Source organism: Mesorhizobium sp. PL10, from assembly GCF_053714315.1.
The window spans coordinates 17998-37274 of record NZ_JBSKBR010000004.1 but is presented as its reverse complement, the minus strand read 5'-3'; the positions used below and the strand labels follow the sequence as shown (position 1 = coordinate 37274).

Sequence of the window (19277 nt, the reverse complement as noted above, 5' to 3'; positions counted from 1 at the left end):
CTGCCTCAAAGCTTCCAGCCCGAATGCAGGGAGGCAATGCCGCCGGAATAGTTGCGGAACGACACGCGTTCGAAGCCTGCGCGGGTGATCATGGCAGCAAAGTTCGCCTGGTTGGGAAATTTGCGGATCGATTCGACGAGGTAGGAATAGGGCTCGCCGTCGCCGGTCACCATCTTGCCGATCTGCGGGATGGCGTTGAACGACCAGGCTTCGTAGACCTTGTCGAGCAGCGGCATCTCGACCTCGGAAAATTCGAGGCACAGGAACCGCCCGCCCGGCTTTATGACGCGGAAAGCCTCGGTCAGCGCCACATCGATGCGTGGCACGTTGCGGATGCCGAAAGCGATGGTGTAGGCGTCGAACGTGCCGTCGGCGAAAGGCAATTCTTCCGCATTGGCCTCGACGAAGTCGGTATTGCCGGACAGGCCTTTCTTCTCGGCCCGGTCGCGGCCGACACTCAGCATCGAGCCGTTGATGTCGAGCACCGTGGCATGCGCGTTGCCATGGCTGGCGTCGACGATGCGAAAGGCGATGTCACCGGTGCCGCCGGCCACGTCGAGCACTTTCCAGCCCGGACGTTTCGGTGGGTTGAGCCATGTCACCATGGCATCCTTCCACAGCCGGTGCAGTCCGGCCGACATCAGGTCGTTCATCAGGTCGTAGCGGTTCGCCACCTTGTGGAAAACGTCGTTGACCAAAGGCTGCTTGTCGCCTGGCCCTACGCTCTTGAAACCATAGGAGGTTTCCATGCCGCCCGCGGCCGTGGTTCTCTCAACTGACATTATTTTCATCCGTCATAAAACCGGCGGGACCATAGCCGATCGATGGTGCGGGCGCTATTGTTTAAGGCGCGGTGTTCAGCCGCGCTTCCAGGTGGCGGGCTTTTCAAGACCTGGACTGACCGACGGGATGTTTGAATGCCTTTGAAAGCAGAACTGCACTGCCACATTGAAGGGGCAGCGGCGCCAGAGCTTGTCATCCGCCAGGCGCAGAAATACGGCAAGGACACCTCGCCCTATATCCAGAACGGTTCCTTCGTCTGGCACGATTTCACCTCTTTCCTCGCGGCTTACGATTTTTCCGCCGACCTGTTCCGCACCGAGGAGGATTATGCCCGCCTCGCCGACCATTATCTGACCAGCCTTGCCCGCGACGGCGCCATCTATTCCGAAGTCTTCACCTCGCCCGACCATGCCGTCAGGGCCGGGCTGTCGCCCAAGGCCTATACCGACGCGCTCGGCGAAGGCATGCTGCGCGCCAAGGCCAAGACCGGCATTGAGGGCCGCATGATCGTCACCGGCGTGCGTCATGTCGGCTTCGAATCGATCGAGCGGGCGGCGCGCTTTGCGGCGCGCTGCGGCCACCCGCTGGTCACCGGCTTCGGCGTCGCCGGCGACGAGCGCATGGGTGAGATGGAGGATTATGTCCGGGCTTTCGAGATCGCCCGCGAGGCCGGCCTCGGCATCACCATCCATGCCGGCGAACTGACCGGCTGGGAGACCGTGCAGGCCGCGCTCGACCACATCCGCCCCTCGCGCATAGGCCATGGCGTGCGCGCCATCGAAAACCCCGACCTTGTCAGGCGCATCGCCGACGAAGGCGTGGTGCTGGAATGCTGCCCCGGCTCCAACATCGCGCTCAAAGTCTACGACAGTTTCGCCGACCACCCCTTCCCGGCGCTGCAGGCAGCCGGCTGCAAGGTGACGCTCAACTCCGACGATCCGCCCTACTTCTGGACCTCGCTGAAGCGCGAATACGACATTGCCGCCGAACATTTCGCCATGAACGAAAAGGCACAGACCGCCGTCACGCGAACGGCGATCGAGGCGGCTTTCGTCGACAGGAAGACGAAGAGCGCATTGCTGGCACGGCTCGATGCGAAGAAGTGAATGGTGAATGGTGAATGGTGAATGGTCGGGGGCTGGACCTGCCCGTCAAGCATCGCCGTTGGACAACTCGCAAAAGACTCGCAAACCGGCTTACCATTCACTATTCACTATTCACCATTCACCACCCAGCTCGGAGCAACCCATGCAGGGCGTCACCGTCGTCGACCACCCGCTTGTCCAGCACAAGCTGACCATCATGCGCAAGAAGGAGACGTCGACTGCCGGCTTCCGGCGGCTGCTGCGCGAGATTTCCCTGCTGCTCGGCTACGAGGTCACCCGCAACCTCGAACTGACGACGACCACCATCGAGACGCCGATCGAGACCATGGAGGCGCCGACGCTGGAGGGCAAGAAGCTGGTCTTCGCCTCGGTGCTGCGCGCCGGCAACGGCCTGCTCGAAGGCCTGCTCGACCTGGTGCCGGCGGCGCGCGTCGCCCATATCGGCCTCTACCGCGACCACGAAACGCTGGAGGCGGTGGAATATTTCTTCAAGGCCCCGAGCGATCTCGCCGACCGGCTGGTGATCGTCGTCGACCCGATGCTGGCCACCGCCAATTCGGCCATCGCGGCCATCGACAAGCTGAAAGGGCGCGGCGCCACCAACATCCGCTTCCTGTGCCTGCTGGCGGCGCCCGAAGGCATCGAGCGCTTCACCAAGGCGCATCCGGATGTCCCGGTCTTCACCGCCTCCATCGACCGCCAGCTCAACGAGAAGGGCTACATCATGCCCGGCCTCGGCGACGCCGGCGACCGCATGTACGGAACCAAATGACGACGGCTGCCAAAGCCAGCTGACATTCCGTCGTTTACCAACCGTTTACGCAAAGCCGCGGTTTCGGGCCGACATTAAAGCGGCAAACACCATGGACGCGCGAGAATGGGCCTTCACGAAGGTCCATTCATGCTTCGCAAGCTTCTCATTCTGGGCGTTTTCGCCGGAACATCGGCGTCGATCCCGATCGTCTACCAGCAGAACCCGCAGATCCTCGACGGCCTGCTGAAGTCGACCGTCGCCAGCAAGCCGGCCGCCGAACCGCAGCCCGAGCTGAACCTTGCCTCGGTTCCCGACAAACCGGCACCACCCCTGCCCACCGGCCGCAAGGTCATGGTGGGGGCTGACGAGCGCGGCCATTTCACCTCCGCCTTCAAGCTCAACGGCCGCCAGGTCGACGGCATGATCGACACCGGCGCCACTTTGGTCGCCATCAACACCTCGACGGCGCGCCGCATCGGCATCTCGCTCAGCCCGTCGGATTTCAGCCATCAGGTCAACACCGCCAACGGCACGATCAGGGCCGCCGTCGTCAGCATCGATCGCCTGCAGATCGGCAAGATCAGCGTCGACAACATCCAGGCCGTCGTCCTCGACGACAGGGCGCTTCGCACCAACCTGATCGGCATGAGCTTTTTGCAGCGGCTGGCAAGATACCAGGTCGAAAACGGCACCTTGCTGCTCGTGCAGTAGCGCCCTCCACTAGCCGCGCGCCAGCACCCGCCGGATGACGGTCTTGTCGGCGGCCGGCTTTGAACCCCCAACTGTATAGGCCGAGAGTATGGCAGCCGCGGCCGCTTCGGCCTCCGTTTCCGTCCGGGCATGGACCAGCGCCAGCGGCTCGCCCGCCCGCACCTCGGCGCCGAGCGGCAGCAGCCTGGTGATGCCGACCGCATGATCGATCCGGTCGTCCGGCCGCGTCCGCCCGCCGCCGAGCCCCACCACGGCAAGGCCGATATCGCGTGTGGCAATGCCGGTGACAAAACCATTGCCGGTCGCCTTGACTGCAAACTCCACTGCCGCCTTGGGCAGGTATTTTTCCGGCTTCTCGACGAAATCGGCGGGACCGCCAAGGGCAGTGACCATGCGGCCGAAGGCGACCGCTGCGCGGCCACCGGCAAGCGTCTCAGTCGCGCGCCTGAGACCGTCCTGCTGCGACGATACCAACCCCGCCGATTGCAGCATCTCGGCGGCCAGCGCCAGTGTCACATCCTCCAGCCGCTTGTCGCGGAACCGTCCGGTGAGGAAGTCGACGGCGTTGCGCACTTCGACTGCGTTGCCGGCCGCCGACGCCAGCGGCTCGTTCATGCCGGTGACCAGCGCCGAGGCCTTCAGGCCGGCGCCATTGGCGACCTCGACCAGGCTGTTGGCCAGTGCGGTCGCGTCGCGCGACTTCTCCATGAAGGCGCCGTTGCCGACCTTGACGTCGAGCACCAGCGACTGCAGCCCGGCGGCCAGCTTCTTCGACAGGATCGAGGCGGTGATCAGCGGCACCGATTCCACCGTTCCGGTGACGTCGCGGATCGCATAGAGCCGGCGGTCGGCGGGCGCGAGGTCCGCGGTCTGGCCGATGATGGCGCAGCCGGTCTCGAGCACCGTCTTGTGGAAACGCGCGATGTCCGGCTGGCTGATATAGCCCGGGATGGCGTCCATCTTGTCCAGCGTGCCGCCGGTATGGCCAAGGCCCCGACCTGAGATCATCGGCACATAGGCGCCGCAGGCGGCGACGATCGGCGCCAGCATCAGCGAGACATTGTCGCCGACACCGCCGGTCGAATGCTTGTCGGTGACCGGACCCGGCAGGTCCGACCAGTCGAGCACGTCGCCGGAATCGCGCATCGCCAGCGTCAGCGCCACCGCCTCGTCGCGGCTCATGCCGTTGAAGAACACCGCCATGGCAAAGGCGCCGACCTGGCCGTCCGTGACGTTGCCCGAGGTCACACCGGCAACGAAGACCGCTATCTCCTCACCCGACAGTTTCTGGCCGTCGCGCTTGCGGCGGATGATTTCCTGCGGAAGCATCAGGCGCCGTGGCCCTTCGGCTCCGGCAACCCGTCCTGGAACACATGCGCAAGGATCGTCGCCAGCCGCGCGCCGCCGATCGGCGCCATGTCCTTGGTCTCCTGGTGCGACAGCTCCGCCCCGGTCATCCCGGCGGCAAGGTTGGTGATCACCGAACAGGCGGCAACGCGCAGGCCGAGGAAGCGAGCGAGGATGACCTCCGGCACGGTGGACATGCCCACCGCATTGGCGCCCATGATGCGAGCCATGCGGATCTCGGCCGGCGTTTCGAAGCACGGGCCGGAAAACCACATGTAGACGCCCTGATGCAGCTTGGTTCCCGTAGCTTTTGCGGCGCGTTCGATGGCCGCGCGCAGACCGGCATCATAGGCTTCGGTCAGGCCGACGAAGCGGCGATCGCTCGGCTCGCCGATCAGCGGGTTGGAGCCGGAGAAATTGATGTGGTCGGTGAGCAGCATCACCGATCCCGGCGGCATGTCGGGATCGACGGAGCCGGCGGCATTGGTGAGGATCAGCTTGGTGATGCCGATGCCGGCAAGCACTTCCAGCGCCGGCCGCATCGCCGCAGCAACGCCGTGCTCGTAATAGTGGGCGCGGCCCGACAGCATCAGCACCGGCGTGCCGGCAAACAGCCCCGCCACCACCTCGCCGGCATGGCCGGTAACCCCGCTTCTGGGGAAACCCGGCAAGTCCGCATAGGAAACGCGCACGGCATTTTCGACCTGGTCGACAAGCCCGCCAAGGCCCGACCCCAGCACCATAGCAGTGGTGGGCGCCAACCCGTCCAGCTTCTCAACAAGATGGTCCAGAGCTTCTTTCATGTCAGCCAATCTTCATTTCAAAATGTCGCCACGGAACCCGTAGGGCAGCATGTCGCCCATGGTCACGGTCTCGACCACGCCGCCATTGTCGCAGAGGTAGAGTTTCGTATCCGGCCGGCAGAACTCCGCCAGCCTTTGCCGGCAGCCGCCGCAGGGCGAGCACTTGGCCATGCGCGAGGCAATGACGGCGATTTCCACGATCTTGCCGCCGCCGCCCATGATGTAATGGCCGAGCGCAGTGGTCTCGGCGCACCAGCCTTCCGGATAGGACGCGACCTCGATGTTGGCGCCGGTAAAGACGCGACCGTCGTCGGTGCGCAACGCCGCCCCCACCGGAAACTTCGAGTAGGGCGCATAGGCCTTGGCCATGGCCTCCTGCGCGGCTTCGAACAGATCATGCGACATTCAGGTGTTCTCTCCGACGATCATGGTCAAAACCCGGCGCTTTGCGTTTTCCTGGCGCCTTTCAAGCGCTGAGCCGCAGGTTCGGCTCAGCGGTCTCGGACTAGCGTGCCTGGATCACCGTTCCTTGACATAGGGCACGCCGCCGGCGCGTGGCGGGATCGCCTTGCCGATGAAGCCGGCCAGCAGGATCACGGTCAGCACATAGGGCAGCGCCTGCATGAACTGCACCGGGACCTTGCCGATGAGCGGCAGCGGCGAGCCCTGCAGGCGGATCGCCGCCGCGTCGAGGAAGCCGAACAGAAGGCAGGCGAACATGGCGTTGACCGGCCGCCATTTGGCGAAGATCAGTGCCGCCAGCGCGATGTAGCCCTTGCCGGCGGTCATATCCTTCACGAAGCCGCCATTCTGCACCATCGACAGATAGGCGCCGGCGATGCCGGTGAGGATACCGGTGCAAATCAGCGCCCGGTAGCGCAGCCAAGCGACCGAGATGCCGGCGGTGTCGACGGCGGCCGGGTTTTCGCCGACGGCGCGCAGCCTGAGCCCGAAGCGCGTCCGAAACAGCACCCACCAGGTGAACGGCACCATGGCGAAGGCGAGATAGACAAGGATCGAGTGCCCGGACAGAAGCTCGGAATAGATCGGCCCTATAATTGGCACGTCGTGGATGGCGGCAGCACCTGGCAGAGTGATGGCCTCGAAGCGCTCGCCCGGCTGCAGCGCCGGCGTGCGCCCGCCTTGCTGGAACCAGGCCTGGCCCAGAATGATGGTCGAGCCGGCGGCGACGAAGTTGATTGCCACGCCGGAGACGATCTGGTTGCCGCGGTGGGTGATCGAGGCGAAGCCGTGCACCAGCGCAAAGGCGACCGACATCACGATCGCCATGCCCAGACCGAGGAAGGCCGAATGGAACACCGAAGCTGCAGCCGCACCTGCGAAGGCGCCGACCAGCATCTTGCCTTCCAGCCCGATGTCGAAGACGCCAGCGCGTTCGGAATAGAGGCCGGCAAGGCAGGCGAGCAGCAGCGGCACCGACAGACGTATGGTCGAGTCCAGGATCTGCACGATGGCGATGAAGACATCCATCTCAGGCGCCCTTCCCTTTGACGGCTTCAATGCCGACCGACCTTGGACTGAACGAGGCGAACAGCGCCTGGACGTAGGGCCGGAACATGTGCTCCAGCGCACCGGCAAACAGGATGACCAGGCCCTGGATGATGACGATCATGTCGCGGGAAATCGCCGGCATCTCGAAGGCAAGTTCGGCGCCACCCTGGTAGAGCATGCCGAACAGGATCGCCGCCAGCACGATGCCGACCGGATGCAGGCGGCCCATCAGCGCCACGGCGATGCCGACGAAGCCGGCGCCGGAGACGAAGTCGATCGCCACATTGTGCTGGTCGCCCATCACCGGGTTCAGGGTCATCATACCGGCCAGCGCGCCCGAGATCATCATCGCGATGATGATGATGCGCGTCTCCGAAATGCCGGCATAGCGCGCCGCTTTCGGGCTGTGGCCGTAGGTGCGCATCTCGTAGCCGAGCTTGGTGCGCCAGATCAGCAGCCAGACCAGGAAGGCCATCACCAGCGCCAGCAGGAAGCAGATGTTGAACGGCGCCGACCGTATCTTGGCGCCGAACAGTTCGATGATCCAGTTGAGCTTGGGCAACTCGGCCCCGGCAAGGAAGTTGCGCGTCTGCGGCGCCTGCGAGGCAGTCGGCTTCAATGGTCCGACCAGGAGGTAGACCATGATCGAGGCGGCGATGAAGTTGAACATGATGGTGGTGATGACGATGTGCGAGCCGCGCTTGGCCTGCAGATAGGCCGGGATCAGCGCCCACAACGCGCCGACCGCGGCCCCGGCGGCGATCGCCAGCGGGAAGGTCAGCCACCATGGCAACACACTGTCGAAGGCGAGGCAGACCACGCCAACGCCAAGGCCGGCAATGTAGGCCTGGCCCTCGGTGCCGATGTTGAACAGGCCGCAATGCGCAGCCACCGCCACCGACAGGCCGGTGAAGATGAAGGTAGTGGCATAAAACAGCGTGAAGGCAATGCCGGTTCCCTTGCCGAAGGCGCCTTCGACCAGGATGACAGCGGCGCGGAACGGGTTTTCGCCGACCAGCATGACGACGAAGCCGGCAACGATGAAGGCCACCGACAGGTTGATCAGCGGGATCAGCCCATAATCGGCCCAGGCGGGCAATTTGGCGTAAGGCGTGCTCATTCTGCCGCCTCCTGGCGCTCGACACCGGCCATCAGCAGGCCAAGCTCGCCTTCGGTCGCCTCGGGGCCGCGCTCGCCGACGATGCGGCCGGCAAACATCACCAGGATGCGGTCGGACAGCGAGCGTATCTCGTCGAGTTCGACCGACACCACCAGCACCGCCTTGCCCTGGTCGCGCATGGCGATCAGCCGCTTGTGGATGAATTCGATGGCGCCGACATCGACGCCGCGCGTCGGCTGGCCGACGATGAGAACACCCGGGTCCTGTTCCATTTCCCGCGCCAGCACGATCTTCTGCTGGTTGCCGCCGGAGAAATTCGCCGTCTTCAAGCGCGGATTGCCGGGCCGGATGTCGTATTTCTCGATCTTGTCCTTGGCGTCGGCCATGATCGCATCGATGTTCAGGAACGGCCCTTTGAGATAGCGCGGGTCGTCATGATAGCCGAGGATCGAATTCTCGTTCTCCTCGAAGGCCAGCACCAGCCCCACATGGTGGCGATCCTCCGGCACATGCGCCAAGCCCCGATCGCGCAATTCGCCGGGATCGGCCTTGCCGGTCAAGTCGATCGGTTTGCCGTCGAGCATGACCGAGCCTGACACGGCGTGCCTGATGCCGGAAATCGCCTCGAGCAGTTCGGACTGGCCGTTGCCGGCCACACCGGCAATGCCGACGATCTCGCCGGCTTTGATATCGAAGGAGATGTCGTCGACCATGGTGACGCCGCGGGAATCCTTCACCGTCAGGTTCTTGACCGCGAGCTTGACGGCGCCGGCTTCCGCCTCGCCCTTTTCGACCCGCAGCAGCACGCGCCGGCCGACCATCAGTTCGGCGAGTTCCCCCACAGTTGTCTTTGCTGTCTCGCGCGTCGCCACCATCGTACCCTGGCGCATGACCGAGACATTGTCGGTGATGGCCATGATCTCGCGCAATTTGTGGGTGATCAGCACCACCGTTTTTCCCTGGTCCTTCAACTGCTTGAGGATGCGGAACAAATGGTCGGCCTCGGCCGGCGTCAACACGCCCGTCGGCTCGTCGAGGATGAGGATCTCGGCGCCGCGATAGAGCGCCTTGAGGATTTCGACACGCTGCTGCAGGCCGACCGGCAATTCCTCGATGATGGCGTCGGGATCGACTTCCAGCCCGTATTCGCGTTCGAGGCGCTCCAGTTCGGAGCGCGCCTTGGCGATGCTCTTTTTCAGCAGCGCGTCGCTCTCGGCGCCGAGGATGATGTTTTCCAGTACCGTGAAATTGTCGACCAGCATGAAGTGCTGGTGCACCATGCCGATGCCGAGCGCGATGGCATCATTGGAGGTCTTGATCGACGCCGGCTTGCCGCCGACGCGGATCTCGCCGCTGTCAGCCTGGTAGAAGCCGTAGAGGATCGACATCAGCGTCGACTTGCCGGCGCCGTTCTCGCCGACGATGCCGTGGATGGTGCCGCGCGCGATCTCCAGATTGATGTCGCGATTGGCGCGCACGGCGCCAAAACTCTTGTTGATGCCGATCAGTTCGATTGCGGCTTGCGCCATGCAGCCTGTCCCACTCTTATTTTTTTATCGCTTGGTCAAAACGCCTAGCATGATGCCCCGTCTGTGCCAATTGGCGGCGCAGTGACCACTCTCGACAAATCCCGGTGCGATTGTCAATTTCGAACGTGGCCGGAGACCTTCGCATTCACTAATATACAAGGCTCAATGTCCGCAGCATTCTGCAACCGTGTACGCCAGGACCGAAGGATTTTTTAAATGATCATGCCTGCCGACCGGCTGACGACGCTGGAAATCCGCGCCACTGAACAGGAAAAGACCATCGAGGAACTGTCGGGCCAGATCGCCGAGCAGTGGCAGGTGATCGAGCGCATGCAGCGCAAGCTCGATGTCCTGACCGAGCGCTTCATGGCGCTGGAGGAACAGTCGGCGCCTGATGTGCCGATAACCAGACCACCGCACTGGTAGCAAGGAGAAGGCCGATGGCCAGTGAAAGCGATCGCGTTGCGCGTGCCGGCGACTATGTGCTTGGCCTGATGAACGAGCGCGACCGGGAACGCGCCGAGCGCGACCTCGAGATCGATCCTGCCTTCCGCGACACGGTGATGCGGCTGGCCGAGCGCATGCATGTCTTCGATCGCACGGGGCGGCCGTCGGGCGGCAGCGACCGCTGGCGACTGATCTCGCAGCGCATCGCCGAAATGCCGCAAATGCGCGTTGTCGGCCAGGACGAGATAAAGCCCACGCCGGTGATCAGCAGGCTGGAGCGCCGCCCCTACGGTGTCGGCGTGCATTCGCTTGGCGGCCGACGAGGCTTCGCCATCGCCATTGCACTGATCGTGGTGTTTGCGCTGGGTTATCTCGTGGGCACTTTATAGCGCGCGCGACATCAGAGCCATCGGTTCGCCATCCTGCGCGAAGGTCTGCACCTCCACCCAGCCGAGCGCTTCGTAGAAGCGGCGCGCTTGCCAGGTGTAGAGATAGAGTTTGGCCACACCAGCCGATATCGCATGGGCTTCGACTGCTCCGACCAGCGCCGTGCCGATACCGCGCCGTCGATGGTCTTGGTCAACGATCAGCCCGGCAAGCCATGGCGTCAAATCGTGCGCCGGATCGATCTCGTTACGGACCAGCAGACAACTGCCGATCGGTTGGCCCTGGTCTCGCGCAACGAACGCGGCCTCGAACCCGTCGCTGGCCATCAATTCGCGAAGCCCGGCCGCGTCTTCCGCGAATGTTCGTCCGCTACCAGCGAAGAACGCGGCAAGCCGCAGCCTTGCGACCGCCTCCACGTCGCCCTCCTCCATAGCTTCGATTGTCGTCGGCATGACAACTGAACCCCCCAAAACAAAACCGCCGGGCTTGCACCCGGCGGTTCGAAACGTCAGTGGTTACCGATCAATACGGGCAGGCATTATCTGCGGTGTAGTCGTGCACCTGGATCGTGCCGGCGATGATGTCGGCCTTGGCCTTTTCGACCGCCGCCTTCATCTCGTCGGTGACCAGCGCCTTGTTGTTGTCGTCCATGGCGTAGTCGACGCCGCCTTCCTTGAGGCCGAGATTTTGCAGGCCGCCCTTGAAGGTGCCGTTCTTGCCGTCCATGAAGGCGGTGTAGACGGCCACGTCGACGCGCTTCAGCATCGAGGTCAGCACCTTGCCGGGCTGCAGGCCGTTTTGGTTGGAATCGACGCCGATGCCGAGCTTGCCGGCATCCGCCGCCGCCTGCAGCACGCCGACGCCGGTGCCGCCGGCCGCGGCATAGACCACGTCGGAGCCCTGGTCGATCTGCGTCTTGGCGATCTCGCCGCCCTTGGCCGGATCGTTCCACGCCGCCGGCGTGTCACCGGTCATGTTCTGGATGACGTCGGTCGCGCCGGCAGACTTGGCGCCGCCGACATAGCCGCATTCGAACTTGCGGATCAGCGGAATGTCCATGCCGCCGATGAAGGAGACCTTCTTGGACTTCGAGGCCATCGCCGCCATGATGCCGACGAGATAGGAGCCTTCGTTTTCCTTGAAGACGAGCGAGCGGACATTGGGCATATCGACAGCATCGTCGATGATGGCGAAGTTGAGATCGGGATATTCCTTCGCGACCACCTTCAGCGCATCCTCCCAGGCAAAGCCTGCCATGACGATCGGGTTGCGGCCGTCCTCGGCGAAGCGGCGCAACGCCTGCTCGCGCTGCGAGGCATTGGACACTTCGAACTCGACATAGGGAGTGCCGGTCTCGGTCTTGAACTTTTCGGCGCCGTGATAGGCAGCCTCGTTGAAGGATTTGTCGAACTTGCCGCCGAGATCGTAGAGGATGGCCGGCTGGACATCCGCGGCGAAAGCCGGAAGAACCATTGCGGTAGCGGCCAGGAGGCCGAGAACGATACGTTTCATGTGATCCACACCCTGTCGGTTATTTTTTTCCGTTACGCGCCGCCCGCCTGCCCGGTTCTCCGGCAGGCATGCGACATCAGCCAGGAGCGTACTCCCCTCCCGCTCCAGGCAATCTGGCACGGCCCGAAACAAAATTCACGCGGAATTTTGACCTTTTGGAAAAGCATTGCCCAAGGCAGTGACGGTCATCGACGGTTGCCCCGGTGGCGTCGCAAGTCCGCGGGAACAAGCCGTCATCCCGGGGCGAATTCTCCGCCTCGCCGCCGGCGCCGGTAGCCGATCGCGTAGAGCAGCAAGGCAAGTACTGCGAACACGGCAAAGCCAGGCTGGGCAAGCACCCAGGCGATGCCGCCATCCCAGACCATCGGATTGGCCTTGGCGCGCACGAAGGTCTCGAAGGCGGCGCGAGTGTCGGGCGAAACGGCGAGCCAGCTCGAATTGAGCGGGGTCATGACCAGTGTGGAGGCCGCCACCGAGCGCGTCGCATCAAGCACCGCCATGATGACGGCGACCGAAAGTGCGACCATGGCCGCGAGGCGAAACAGAAAACGGAACATCGAAATCTTCCTCCGGTCCTCAAGCTCCTCCCGAGGACCTTCCGGTCAAGACGAGGAATAGAATGCGTAGGCCCAGCGCGCAATCGGCCTACGCGAATTTGAAGCCCCCGTCCGCCTATATCGCCGCCTTTCGGCTGCGCCGGTGGACGAGCCAGACGGCAAGGATGCCGCCGGCAATGGCGCCGACCACCAGCCCGGCAAGGCCGATGAACACGGCAAAATAGCCGCAGCCGCCCTCGAAACAGCTGATGTCGGTGAGTTCGGCAATCCCCGCGCCCAGTCCGAAGCCGGCGACGGCGCCGACGACCGCGCCAAGAATGATGCCGAGCAGGGCTGCGGCAATCGAGGCGAAGGCTGACGGTGCTTGCCCTTGCCGCGCGGTATAGACGGCCGCGGGTCCGGCATCGCGGCGCAGCAGGTAGATGCAAAACAGGCCGATGCCGATTTCGGCTGCGGTGATGGCCAGGCTTCTGGCGGAGAAGACGAATTCCGGCACGGCCAGCACATAGGCCTGCCTTGCCAGCAGAAAGACGATGACGGCGATCTGCCAGAAGGTGAATTGGCGAGGGAAGTGCGCCGAACGGCCGAAGGCGAGGCCGAGCAGATAAAGCCCCCACAGGATGGTGATGATGTCGAAGGCCAGCGCGCCAAGGACGAAATAGAAGACCGTGTCCGGCAGGCCGGAACTGCCCACCAGCCACCAGGCCGAGACCAGCCCATAGACCGACAACGCCATGACGAAGGCCAGCCAGACCACCGGGATGAAGGACAGGTCCGAACGCCCGGGCGGCGGCAGCCCGCCCGGCACGCCGCTGCCTTGCACGCCTCCGGCCGGCGTTCCGCTGGCCGGCTGTTCATTGCTCGATGTCATGTCCGGACGTTGCCCCCGCAAAGCCTCCGCCTCACTCGACAACTGGCCCGGGGCGAAGTCAAGCGAAGCCGTCCCCACGGCCTTGCCTGTGCACACCATTTGCAACCGAGGCGCCGTTGAAGCCGAGGCGTTGGCTGTCCCGCGAAACAATGCATGCCGGCAAAGCGAATAGACTGCCGTTATGGCTTGGCATTCGCCGCCGGATCGACTAGATGAGCCCCGCGCCTGTTTGATTGACGGGCGCCGGGAAGGGCATCCGCTGGTTGGCGGCGCCCGTGACGCGGGTCTCCCCGCACTTCCCAAAGGGATGCATCTCCCCAACCCGCGCGGCAAAACCGGCCGGCGCGAATGCAAGGACGGAGAGGTGGCCGAGTGGTTGAAGGCGCACGCCTGGAAAGTGTGTTTACGGGAGACCGTAACGCGGGTTCGAATCCCGCTCTCTCCGCCAGCTATTCAATAAAACTGATTAAAATCAACCTGATAGAAAACTGTTAGTAGAGACCCACTTTATGGCTCGCCAACAGGCTGTTTGCTTGAAGTGCGGGACGCGCACCGCGCTTTTGCGCTTCATCGGAGCCCACAAATAGCTGCTCTTAGCCCTTGGTGGCCCCGAGTTGACGCTGCCTACGCAGAACTCCCTGCGCATCACCCGAAGGGGCAAAACATCTGCACTTCCCCCGATGTCCAGCTAGGAGATGGACAGGATCTCGAGTTCGCGCTGCCCTAGATGGACAACATCTCCAACGGTTTTGCCAATCAGCGCGATGGCAACCGGTGAACCATGCGACATGGAGGCCTGAGATGGGTTGGCCTCATCCTCACCGACGATGCGGAAGGTCTGAGTGCGGCCATCGTCCCGCTCGAAGGTAACGGTGTGACCGAAGGTGATCACTTCATAGGAGGTCGGTGCAGACATAAGCTGGGCTGTACGGACGCGTTCGGTATAATAGCGTATATCTCGGACCGGAACCGCCGACTGCCGCCGCCTTTCGTTGACATCGTCCAGCGCGTTGGCGGCCTCGAGAGCCTGCTGGGCGTGAGCCAATTCATCCTGCAACATCTTGAGCCCCGCCTCAGTGACGAGGTTGATCCGATCGGAGATAGGCCGAGCCGGCAATATGGTTTCCGCCGCTGCCTCTGCGCTTTCCTCCTTTGCAAATGCTACGCTCAATTGGTCAAAACTCCCTGTCGAACACCGTCATTAATCAGATAACGCAGGGCTGACCGCAAAGCTGCAACAATCTGGCGCCTGGCCTCGGCAGGAACGTCCATACGTGTGCGCAGGGCAGGCTCCTTCCTTGCATTCGATGCTGGAAGCGGGCGATCCTTTTTTCGTCCCGGACCCTCACCCGATGCCTAGCGGCAGGTGCGTCGCTATTCGCATGGGGCCGGATCGACCAAACAGATTGAGCAGTCCTATACCTCCCCGAACTCAGCTTCGTTCCTTGGCATCGGGTGCCGCTCGTAGTCAACGGACGGCAGGAGCATGACTTCGGTCTCCTTGCGGCCGAACTCTCTGCCGATCTGGAGCGCCGCATGGCGATCTAAAAAAGTTGAGATGCTGTGTCGGGTCTGTGGGCGGCCAACCGTCTTGAAGAAGGCGAGACTCGCCGGATCTCAACAACCCAAGGAATGATCGATGAGCAAGAAGATTTTTGTGAGCCTGCCGGTGACCGACGTGAAGGCATCCATGGCGTTCTATGAATCTCTCGGCTTCAAGAACAATCCCGGGTTTACCAGTGAGACGGCTGCCGGGATGGTGTGGAGTGAAGAAATCAACTTCATGCTGCTGAGCCGTGAAAAATGGCAGACCATGACCACTCGCCCCATCCCGCCATCAACGTCCAGCGAGGTAATGCTGGCGCTATCCCTGGACAGCCGCGAGGCGGTCGATGCGATGGCCGCTGCAGCTGCTGCGAACGGTGGCACCGCCGACATCAATCCAATCGAAGATCATGGGTTCATGTATACGCGCGACCTCGCTGATCCCGATGGCCATGCCGTGGGCGCGATGTGGATGGATGTTTCCGCCATGCCTTCCGGCGACAAGGCGGACTGACATCGTTATTCGATCAGCCTTGAGGCAGTAGGCACGCTTGTAGTGGAGTGAACAACTAACGGACGTTGAACTTCCAGTGTCGTGAGTTGACGCGTTCCGGTCGTCGCATCCCCTCGCCCGAAAGAACCTCCTCGCTCCATCAAAGACATGTGGTGGCCGAGCGCAGTTTCCTTTTGGCCTCATCCTTTCAAAACGGATGCACAACCCAACAACGCAGGCTATGTTGCCCCGTCGGGCCTACGTCATCGAAGGGGAGGGCATGACATGCAGGCAATGCCGATAGCGCATCAAGCCGCGCAACCCGAGGTCAGGCCCATATCCTCCTTGACCGGCTATCCGGCCGCCGTCCTGTGCTGGCTGCTCTCGGCCGGTGTCTATATCGCGGCCAAATGGGTGGCGCCTGAAATGCCGCCCTGGGGCCTCTGCTTGTGGCGGCTGACGCTTGCTTGCGCGATCCTGCTGCCGATTGTGCACCGTCATCACGACGCGATGATAGGGCTTTTGCGCACGCGCGCTGTGGAGGTCGTCGCCGTGGGGGCGATCGGCCTCACGCTGTGCCAGGGTATGATCTACCATGGCCTCGACGACACCGACGCCACCACAGCCGGTATCATCATGGCGCTGTCGCCTGTCATGACGATGGTGCTCGCCCGTTTCGTGCTTGGCGAGCCGCTCGGGCTGTGGAAGTCGCTTGGCGCCTTGGTTGCGCTCGCCGGGATGATTTTCATCGTTGCGCACGGGAACCTGACGGCGCTGCTGCAACTCAAGTTCAACGCCGGTGAGTTGTGGATCGTCGGCAGCGCCTTCTGCTGGGGCCTGTACACCGTGCTTTTGCGCCGCGCCAAATTCGGCATCGAACTCCTGCCGATGGTCGTGCTGCTGCTCGGCGCCGGTGCGCTGGTCGCCTTGCCTTTCCATGTGTGGGAATTGTTCAACGACGAACGCTCCGCCATGAACGTCCACAGCATTCTCGCGCTCGCCTATCTGGCAGGCCCCGGCGGCGCCTTGATGTACTATCTCTACAACAAAAGCGTGGAAACGCTCGGCGCGAGCCGGGCGAGCATGCTGCTTTACCTTCAGACGGTGTTCGTCGCTGTGCTCGCCTATCTTCTGCTGGGCGAGGAGTTGCACGATTACGATCTGGTCGGTGCCGCCTTCATCGTCGCCGGCATCGTACTTGCCACCGTGATCAAACCAAGGTCAGCTTGACCGCCGGACCGACAACGCAACTTGGCAAGCGGTTGCTTGACCCGCGACCATGCTCCTGCCGCGTGCGATGTTGCGATGTTCGTCCGCAGTCGTCCCGCAGGCGCTGGACCCGCTGATCGCAAAGGTGGGTGGGTTATCGCGAGATTTGCCTCGTCGCAGGATTTTCGCGCCACTATGTCAAACTTTATTGCTGGCAACGGTCCCCCGGCAGATAATCCCTTTGCTTGGCGGGGGTGGGTAGCCGGCGGCCTGCGCGCTTCTTCCGTATAGGGAGAAGGCGCGGGTCCTCGGTTAAGTTTGGTCGGGGCCCTAAAGACTTTTGTGACTTGAAGAACTGATTTCGGCGGTCCCATAAATTCGTGATTGTCCACATTGCGCGGGAGGCAGTGCGAAATGGATGATGTAACATTCAACGTCTGGGCTTGCCCCTGTGTTGAAGTGACCGAGGCCTGCGGCGAATGGTTCGTCCGCGTGGTCGAGGATGACCAGGAACTGACCCGATCATTCGATCTGGAATCGTTCGCACTGGCCTATGCGGAAGGTCAGCGCATACGGTTGGGGCTTGCGGACTTCAGGCGATTGTAGACACCTGTAGCCTTGTATCAGGCAAACGGCTGGACGCCTCCCCAAGGTGATAGAGGGGCATTGGCCACTGGCAGGCCTGTATGCACTAGCCAGCTGGGGGGCGAAAAACAAAAAAGGCCTCTGCGCTGGGTCAACGCGCTGACCCTTGCCAGCTGATCGACAGGTTGCCCTGATCACGCGGGAACCTTTTATCGGCGAGTCGATTTGTCTGCATGTCCCGAGCCGTCGAACCACCCATATTGCCAAAGGATAGCCCAGACCGGGCGGCCAACTGTGAAGTCGCCTTGGAAGCCGCATTCGCAGCGCTGGTGACTGCGTCGGAAGCGCAAGGGTGGACGCCGCACGAAACGGCTTCCTCCCTCCTGAAAATCGCTACGGAGCATGCCCAGCAGTTCACGCCTGTGCCCGCTGAGCCGCCGAGATGGCAATCACGAAGAGGTATATTGATTACGTGTGCCGCGCTCGTGTTTTTGCTGTGTGCCGTCATCGTTTGGTGGGTGGCGAGGTGAGCGCGTCGATCGGCGACAAGGTCCGGATCAAAGAGTTACTCCGAAGTCGAAGCAGTGACCGACCAGGTGTGTTACCGAGACAGCAGTGAAGCCGTCGGCAACTACGGCTTCTTGAGGGGTTGCCGCCCTCAAGAGCTCAAGCCCCTTAGGCAGCCCATCGCGGTGCGCATGGTCTAATCGGCGCGCTTGACTTCTGCGTCCGCTGTCTCGTCCTTGAAATTGACTTTCGTGCCCTTCTGCACCATGGAGGCGAGGTCTTCGGCATCCCAGTTGGTCAGCCTGATGCAGCCATGCGAGAACGTCGTTCCGATCTTGCCGGGTTCGGGCGTGCCGTGAATGCCGTAGCTTTCGATAGAGAGATCGATCCAGACCGACCCAACGGGGTTGTTCGGCCCTGCGGCAATGGTGAAGGGCCGCTTGGTCCTTACTCCCTTGAAGGCGAAGTCCGGATCATAGTGATAGGTAGGATTATGCGCTACGCGCTTGATCTCTGTCATGCCGCTTGGCGCCGGCTTCTCGTCGCTCCCGATCGATGCGGGGTAGACTGCGAGCCATCTGCCGGAAGGATCGAGCACGCGCACCTGGCGGGCGCCCTTGTCGACCTCGACACTGGCAACGCCCGCAGGAGCATCGCCCCGGCCAACATCTGGCACCATCAAGGTCACGCCGGCCCTCCCGAAACCGGCGCGGGGATTAAGTCTTCTCAGCAATTGTTCGCTAATATGGAAGCGCTCCGCCAGCTTCTCTACCGCGTTGCGGTAGCCCAGCCGCGGCAGCCGGGCCATCCTCTCCATGCGGGCCGGAATCCGCTTGGTAAATGGTCCGCGCACATCCTTACGTGTCACCTCATAGGCTACCAGAACCGGGCTGGCGGAGGTTGTCATCAGCTTATCCCAGGTCTCCCGCGTGAGCTTGCCATCGGACTGGAATCCGTTCGCCGTCTGAAAGGCGCTAACCGCCTTGGCGAAGTTCTCGGAGAGGCGGCCGTTGATCAGGCCCGGCGAGAATCGGGCGCGATCCAGAAGAATCTGCGCTTTCAGTATAGTTGGATTGTCACCTTTGGGTTGGCCGACGCCGAATTGGGCCTGATTGACGGCGGTTTGGTCCAGCTTGGCCGCCTCCGCCCCGTCGCAAGCGAGGGCGAGCGCGGCGGCGAAAAGAAGGAGCCTAAACATCGAGTCAACTCCGGAGCTGCACAGGACCTCCCTTATGACGCGGAACGGCCTTTCTGGTTCCGTTCGCCGACAGCTGATTTCATCGGCAAATCTTATGGAAAGGGTCGCCACGTCGATGTGGCGAGCCTTTTCAGTGCGACGGGCACTGGTCACCTCAGGAGTGGCGGCTTTTGCCGGTGCCAAGTCAGCCGGTTGAGGTAACCCCGGCCTAATTGATTGGCTGGGGCCGGCGTGGACATTGGGTCGATCGGCAATCGCGTTCGCATCAGCGTAGCCGGTTGTGATTACGGCTGGCCAATCC

At 62.8% G+C, this 19277-nt stretch carries 21 protein-coding genes and 1 tRNA gene; 9 read left to right on the top strand and 13 right to left on the bottom strand.

Annotated elements, in window-relative coordinates:
- Positions 1-5: 5 nt before the first annotated feature.
- Complete coding sequence (ubiE, locus tag ACWGTO_RS08570; protein WP_454574431.1) at positions 6-782, bottom strand: bifunctional demethylmenaquinone methyltransferase/2-methoxy-6-polyprenyl-1,4-benzoquinol methylase UbiE; 777 nt, start codon at positions 780-782, stop codon at positions 6-8.
- Positions 783-917: 135 nt separating this feature from the next.
- On the opposite strand from ubiE, the gene ACWGTO_RS08565 reads away from it, so the two are divergent.
- The 3 genes from ACWGTO_RS08565 (at position 918) to ACWGTO_RS08555 (ending at position 3354) form a co-directional block, all read left to right on the top strand.
- A complete protein-coding gene (locus tag ACWGTO_RS08565; RefSeq protein WP_454574430.1) occupies positions 918-1889 on the top strand; it encodes an adenosine deaminase in 972 nt (323 codons plus the stop codon).
- A gap of 142 nt (positions 1890-2031) precedes the next feature.
- Positions 2032-2661: a uracil phosphoribosyltransferase gene (gene upp, locus ACWGTO_RS08560; RefSeq protein WP_095084682.1), complete on the top strand. Its 630-nt coding sequence runs from the start codon at positions 2032-2034 to the stop codon at positions 2659-2661.
- A gap of 129 nt (positions 2662-2790) precedes the next feature.
- Positions 2791-3354 carry a TIGR02281 family clan AA aspartic protease gene (locus ACWGTO_RS08555; RefSeq protein WP_454574429.1) on the top strand — a complete coding sequence of 188 codons (564 nt, stop codon included), beginning with the start codon at positions 2791-2793 and terminating at the stop codon, positions 3352-3354.
- Between the two features lie 9 nt (positions 3355-3363).
- Here ACWGTO_RS08555 and deoA read toward each other — a convergent pair whose 3' ends face one another.
- From deoA to ACWGTO_RS08525, 6 genes are all read right to left on the bottom strand, one after another.
- Positions 3364-4683, bottom strand: a complete 1320-nt coding sequence (deoA, locus tag ACWGTO_RS08550) for a thymidine phosphorylase (RefSeq protein ID WP_454574428.1) — start codon at positions 4681-4683, stop codon at positions 3364-3366.
- Complete coding sequence (locus tag ACWGTO_RS08545) at positions 4683-5504, bottom strand: purine-nucleoside phosphorylase (protein ID WP_454574427.1); 822 nt, start codon at positions 5502-5504, stop codon at positions 4683-4685. Before ACWGTO_RS08545 ends, deoA begins: the two co-directional genes overlap by 1 nt.
- A 12-nt stretch (positions 5505-5516) precedes the next feature.
- On the bottom strand, positions 5517-5909 hold the full coding sequence (gene cdd / locus ACWGTO_RS08540) for a cytidine deaminase (RefSeq protein ID WP_454574426.1): 393 nt from the start codon (positions 5907-5909) through the stop codon (positions 5517-5519).
- Positions 5910-6023: 114 nt separating this feature from the next.
- Positions 6024-6995: an ABC transporter permease gene (locus ACWGTO_RS08535; protein ID WP_023671125.1), complete on the bottom strand. Its 972-nt coding sequence runs from the start codon at positions 6993-6995 to the stop codon at positions 6024-6026.
- Between the two features lies 1 nt (position 6996).
- Positions 6997-8136, bottom strand: coding sequence for an ABC transporter permease (locus tag ACWGTO_RS08530; RefSeq protein ID WP_454574425.1), 1140 nt, complete (start codon positions 8134-8136; stop codon positions 6997-6999).
- The gene (locus ACWGTO_RS08525; protein WP_454574424.1) at positions 8133-9665 is read right to left on the bottom strand and encodes an ABC transporter ATP-binding protein; all 1533 of its coding nucleotides are present in this window, start codon (positions 9663-9665) and stop codon (positions 8133-8135) included. Before ACWGTO_RS08525 ends, ACWGTO_RS08530 begins: the two co-directional genes overlap by 4 nt.
- A gap of 216 nt (positions 9666-9881) precedes the next feature.
- Between ACWGTO_RS08525 and ACWGTO_RS08520 the strand changes: the two genes are divergently transcribed.
- Positions 9882-10091, top strand: coding sequence for a SlyX family protein (locus ACWGTO_RS08520; protein ID WP_454574423.1), 210 nt, complete (start codon positions 9882-9884; stop codon positions 10089-10091).
- A gap of 14 nt (positions 10092-10105) precedes the next feature.
- Positions 10106-10501, top strand: a complete 396-nt coding sequence (locus ACWGTO_RS08515; protein WP_454574422.1) for a hypothetical protein — start codon at positions 10106-10108, stop codon at positions 10499-10501.
- On the opposite strand, the gene ACWGTO_RS08510 is transcribed toward ACWGTO_RS08515, so the two are convergent.
- The 4 genes from ACWGTO_RS08510 to ACWGTO_RS08495 all read right to left on the bottom strand — a co-directional run bounded on the left by ACWGTO_RS08510 (position 10496) and on the right by ACWGTO_RS08495 (position 13439).
- Entirely contained in the window at positions 10496-10951 is a 456-nt protein-coding gene (locus tag ACWGTO_RS08510) for a GNAT family N-acetyltransferase (protein WP_454574421.1), read from the bottom strand. The two genes, ACWGTO_RS08515 and ACWGTO_RS08510, sit on opposite strands and share 6 nt — an antisense overlap.
- A gap of 70 nt (positions 10952-11021) precedes the next feature.
- Entirely contained in the window at positions 11022-12011 is a 990-nt protein-coding gene (locus tag ACWGTO_RS08505) for a BMP family lipoprotein (protein ID WP_454574420.1), read from the bottom strand.
- Positions 12012-12244: 233 nt separating this feature from the next.
- Positions 12245-12568, bottom strand: coding sequence for a hypothetical protein (locus ACWGTO_RS08500; protein WP_454574419.1), 324 nt, complete (start codon positions 12566-12568; stop codon positions 12245-12247).
- 115 nt (positions 12569-12683) lie between these two features.
- Positions 12684-13439: a hypothetical protein gene (locus ACWGTO_RS08495; RefSeq protein WP_454574418.1), complete on the bottom strand. Its 756-nt coding sequence runs from the start codon at positions 13437-13439 to the stop codon at positions 12684-12686.
- 358 nt (positions 13440-13797) lie between these two features.
- On the opposite strand from ACWGTO_RS08495, the gene ACWGTO_RS08490 reads away from it, so the two are divergent.
- Positions 13798-13887, top strand: a tRNA-Ser gene (locus ACWGTO_RS08490).
- Positions 13888-14127: 240 nt separating this feature from the next.
- On the opposite strand, the gene greA is transcribed toward ACWGTO_RS08490, so the two are convergent.
- Complete coding sequence (gene greA / locus ACWGTO_RS08485; RefSeq protein ID WP_454574417.1) at positions 14128-14610, bottom strand: transcription elongation factor GreA; 483 nt, start codon at positions 14608-14610, stop codon at positions 14128-14130.
- 468 nt (positions 14611-15078) lie between these two features.
- On the opposite strand from greA, the gene ACWGTO_RS08480 reads away from it, so the two are divergent.
- From ACWGTO_RS08480 to ACWGTO_RS08470, 3 genes are all read left to right on the top strand, one after another.
- Positions 15079-15498 carry a VOC family protein gene (locus tag ACWGTO_RS08480; protein ID WP_454574416.1) on the top strand — a complete coding sequence of 140 codons (420 nt, stop codon included), beginning with the start codon at positions 15079-15081 and terminating at the stop codon, positions 15496-15498.
- Positions 15499-15762: 264 nt separating this feature from the next.
- Positions 15763-16707, top strand: a complete 945-nt coding sequence (locus tag ACWGTO_RS08475) for a DMT family transporter (protein WP_454574415.1) — start codon at positions 15763-15765, stop codon at positions 16705-16707.
- A 393-nt stretch (positions 16708-17100) separates the two neighbouring features.
- Positions 17101-17292 carry a hypothetical protein gene (locus ACWGTO_RS08470; protein WP_454574414.1) on the top strand — a complete coding sequence of 64 codons (192 nt, stop codon included), beginning with the start codon at positions 17101-17103 and terminating at the stop codon, positions 17290-17292.
- A gap of 682 nt (positions 17293-17974) precedes the next feature.
- Here the strand turns inward: ACWGTO_RS08470 and ACWGTO_RS08465 are convergent.
- On the bottom strand, positions 17975-19159 hold the full coding sequence (locus ACWGTO_RS08465) for a L,D-transpeptidase family protein (RefSeq protein ID WP_454574413.1): 1185 nt from the start codon (positions 19157-19159) through the stop codon (positions 17975-17977).
- Positions 19160-19277: the final 118 nt, after the last annotated feature.

What these genes read in the sequence shown, in the direction of transcription:
- ACWGTO_RS08565 (WP_454574430.1), top strand. Translation starts at nt 918, where the DNA reads ATGCCTTTGAAAGCAGAACTGCACTGCCACATTGAAGGGGCAGCGGCG.
- ACWGTO_RS08530 (WP_454574425.1), bottom strand. Translation starts at nt 8,136, where the DNA reads ATGAGCACGCCTTACGCCAAATTGCCCGCCTGGGCCGATTATGGGCTG.
- ACWGTO_RS08470 (WP_454574414.1), top strand. Translation starts at nt 17,101, where the DNA reads ATGGATGATGTAACATTCAACGTCTGGGCTTGCCCCTGTGTTGAAGTG.
- ACWGTO_RS08480 (WP_454574416.1), top strand. Translation starts at nt 15,079, where the DNA reads ATGAGCAAGAAGATTTTTGTGAGCCTGCCGGTGACCGACGTGAAGGCA.
- ACWGTO_RS08505 (WP_454574420.1), bottom strand. Translation starts at nt 12,011, where the DNA reads ATGAAACGTATCGTTCTCGGCCTCCTGGCCGCTACCGCAATGGTTCTT.
- ACWGTO_RS08475 (WP_454574415.1), top strand. Translation starts at nt 15,763, where the DNA reads ATGCAGGCAATGCCGATAGCGCATCAAGCCGCGCAACCCGAGGTCAGG.
- upp (WP_095084682.1), top strand. Translation starts at nt 2,032, where the DNA reads ATGCAGGGCGTCACCGTCGTCGACCACCCGCTTGTCCAGCACAAGCTG.
- cdd (WP_454574426.1), bottom strand. Translation starts at nt 5,909, where the DNA reads ATGTCGCATGATCTGTTCGAAGCCGCGCAGGAGGCCATGGCCAAGGCC.
- ACWGTO_RS08525 (WP_454574424.1), bottom strand. Translation starts at nt 9,665, where the DNA reads ATGGCGCAAGCCGCAATCGAACTGATCGGCATCAACAAGAGTTTTGGC.
- deoA (WP_454574428.1), bottom strand. Translation starts at nt 4,683, where the DNA reads ATGCTTCCGCAGGAAATCATCCGCCGCAAGCGCGACGGCCAGAAACTG.
- ubiE (WP_454574431.1), bottom strand. Translation starts at nt 782, where the DNA reads ATGTCAGTTGAGAGAACCACGGCCGCGGGCGGCATGGAAACCTCCTAT.
- ACWGTO_RS08515 (WP_454574422.1), top strand. Translation starts at nt 10,106, where the DNA reads ATGGCCAGTGAAAGCGATCGCGTTGCGCGTGCCGGCGACTATGTGCTT.
- ACWGTO_RS08555 (WP_454574429.1), top strand. Translation starts at nt 2,791, where the DNA reads ATGCTTCGCAAGCTTCTCATTCTGGGCGTTTTCGCCGGAACATCGGCG.
- ACWGTO_RS08520 (WP_454574423.1), top strand. Translation starts at nt 9,882, where the DNA reads ATGATCATGCCTGCCGACCGGCTGACGACGCTGGAAATCCGCGCCACT.
- ACWGTO_RS08495 (WP_454574418.1), bottom strand. Translation starts at nt 13,439, where the DNA reads ATGACATCGAGCAATGAACAGCCGGCCAGCGGAACGCCGGCCGGAGGC.
- ACWGTO_RS08500 (WP_454574419.1), bottom strand. Translation starts at nt 12,568, where the DNA reads ATGTTCCGTTTTCTGTTTCGCCTCGCGGCCATGGTCGCACTTTCGGTC.
- ACWGTO_RS08535 (WP_023671125.1), bottom strand. Translation starts at nt 6,995, where the DNA reads ATGGATGTCTTCATCGCCATCGTGCAGATCCTGGACTCGACCATACGT.
- ACWGTO_RS08545 (WP_454574427.1), bottom strand. Translation starts at nt 5,504, where the DNA reads ATGAAAGAAGCTCTGGACCATCTTGTTGAGAAGCTGGACGGGTTGGCG.
- ACWGTO_RS08510 (WP_454574421.1), bottom strand. Translation starts at nt 10,951, where the DNA reads ATGCCGACGACAATCGAAGCTATGGAGGAGGGCGACGTGGAGGCGGTC.